This window comes from Legionella anisa, assembly GCF_001467525.1.
GTDB classification, from domain to species: Bacteria; Pseudomonadota; Gammaproteobacteria; order Legionellales; family Legionellaceae; genus Legionella; species Legionella anisa.
Genome location: NZ_LNXS01000033.1, coordinates 1 through 2,306, shown reverse-complemented (window position 1 = coordinate 2,306; position 2,306 = coordinate 1). Strand labels below are relative to the sequence as shown.

Here is a 2,306-nt window from a genome sequence, read left to right as displayed (position 1 = left end):
TTGCGGTAGAGAGTTATTTGCAAGTTTAAGAGCTCAATTTAGCCAAGCCGAGCAGGGCGCTTGCAGTTTATTTCAATCAAAAGAGTCTTGTTATTGAAGTTAAATCAAGTAACTTCACTTATTTGCGCTATAATCCGTTGGAAAAGTGATTCCTTTGAGGTTTAATCGAATTAATCCTACTCGCTGCTATAAATATCAGTTTGATGATATTTCATCCCAACCTTGTTGCTGGGATGTTGCTAGTGGTCCACCATTTATATCTTTATGTTTAGCATAGGGGACTAAAATTTTTATATTAATGATTAGAGTTTCTTATTGATTCAATCATAATTATTAATTTAACTAATTTTTGTGGGTGAAGTATAATGACATTCATATAAAAATTCATGATAAAACTTGAGTGATAAAAATGCGCTACCATTTTACTGTATTAATACTAAGCTTCTTTTGTTCTTTTTCTGCAGTGGGTGGTTCGGTATCCCCTGACTATGCTACGTTAAAAAGTGTGTATGATAAATATAAAACTAACTATAATGGAAAGCCTGCATCCTACATTCCGGAACTGGCAAAAGCGAATTCTGATTTGTTTGCAATCTCAGTTGTGACAGTCGATGGAAAAGTTATATCAATAGGAGATAAACATGCGAATTTTTCTTTGCAATCCATTTCAAAAATTTTTGCTTATGCTCTAGCGCTACAAGACAATGGAGAAAAAATAATTTTTAACAAAATAGGCCTTGAAGCGACAGGCGAGCAATTTAACTCCATCAAATCAATAGAAAACAATCAAAGCCATAATCCTTTCGTCAATGTCGGTGCCATACAAACAACCAGTTTTATAAGAGGAAAAGACTCAGAAGAAAAATGGAATCGACTTGTCACATTTATCAAACAATTAGGTGGTGAACAGATATTCTTAGGAAAGAGGATTTACCATTCTGAAGCCATTTCAAATCAACGAAACAGGGCGATTAGTCACCTACTCGAATCTTATGGAATGTTAATTGGGGATCCAAAAGAAGTTTTAGATCGATATACAAAAGCTTGCGCTCTTATGGTCAATACTGAAACTTTAGCCTCAATAGGGTCTACTTTTGCAAATAATGGGATCAACCCTAAAACGCACCAAAAGGTCCTCTCATCTAAGTATGTAAGAGATGTTTTATCTGAAATGGTAATCAACGGAATCTATGAGCGAAGCGGTGGCTGGTTTGTAACAATAGGGGTTCCTGCTAAAAGTGGCGTAAGTGGTGGAATCATTGCCGTTATTCCCAATAAAATGGCCATAGCTGTTTATTCACCAAATCTTGATAAGACAGGAACCAGTATACGAGGGGAAGCCGTACTCAAGGAATTATCTCGACTATGGAACCTTCATTTAATATCGAATAATAAATTAGAAATTAAGGGTGACTAAGAGAGATGACAAAACAATACTAGGCTTTATCTGTTTTACTCGGGTTTTATATAGGCTTGAAGAAGTTCGTAATCTTTAATTTGTTAGTTATTTAAACCCGATAGAAATGACTTATTATTCATTAGAACATATCTTGTTGGTGAGAAAAATCCGCTTCTTTGTTACCGGTGATGATGCAAATGTAGCCAATATGGCTATATACCACTCTATTTTGCATTTATTTAATAAAATGGGATATTCAACAATAGGTTGCAAACCTATTGCATCGGGCTGTAATAAGACTAAAAAAGGCCTAATTAGTGAAGATGTATTGATGTTACAACAGTATTCTTCCATTAAATTACCCTATCGACTTGTTAATCCAATTTCATTTGAGCCGGCTATTGCACCCCATATCGCTGCTAAAAAAATCAATAAAAATTATACTGTCAATCAATTAAAAAATAGAATCTCCTCGGTAATAAAGTATAAGGCCGATCTTGTATTGATTGAAAGAGCTGGTGGATGGCAAGTACCCTTAAACGATTTGAAGAAACACTTGCCGATTTTGCATTCGAACTTTATGTGCCAGTGATTTTAGTTGTGGGGATGCGTCTTGGATATATTAATTATGCATTATTAACTCAAGCGGACATGTAAAGAAAAAATATTTCTCTAGCCGGATGGGTTGCGAACGTAATTGATCAAAATATGCAAGTCATTTATGAGAATATTTCCTCCTTAAAAAATAGAATTAACGCGCATTTTTAGGTGCTGTGCCTTTTTTAGATTCTTATGATATAGAAAAAAGCTCCAGTTATTTAAATAGACCTCTTTCCAAACCTCAATTTTTGCACTCGTAGTTATAAATACCAGCGATCAAATTAAACCTCAATCCGAATCGTTTTCT

2 protein-coding genes are annotated in these 2,306 nt (G+C 34.6%); both read left to right on the top strand.

Features of this window, described 5'->3' with window-relative positions:
• Nucleotides 1-409: 409 nt before the first annotated feature.
• Nucleotides 410-1,417, top strand: coding sequence for a glutaminase A (glsA, locus tag Lani_RS12215; protein WP_058388562.1), 1,008 nt, complete (start codon nucleotides 410-412; stop codon nucleotides 1,415-1,417).
• 106 nt (nucleotides 1,418-1,523) lie between these two features.
• On the top strand, nucleotides 1,524-1,991 hold the full coding sequence (bioD, locus tag Lani_RS19770) for an ATP-dependent dethiobiotin synthetase BioD (RefSeq protein ID WP_058388561.1): 468 nt from the start codon (nucleotides 1,524-1,526) through the stop codon (nucleotides 1,989-1,991).
• Nucleotides 1,992-2,306: the final 315 nt, after the last annotated feature.

Bases quoted from the DNA above. Each gene is read 5' to 3' on its own strand.
- glsA (WP_058388562.1), top strand. From the start codon at position 410: ATGCGCTACCATTTTACTGTATTAATACTAAGCTTCTTTTGTTCTTTT.
- bioD (WP_058388561.1), top strand. From the start codon at position 1,524: ATGACTTATTATTCATTAGAACATATCTTGTTGGTGAGAAAAATCCGC.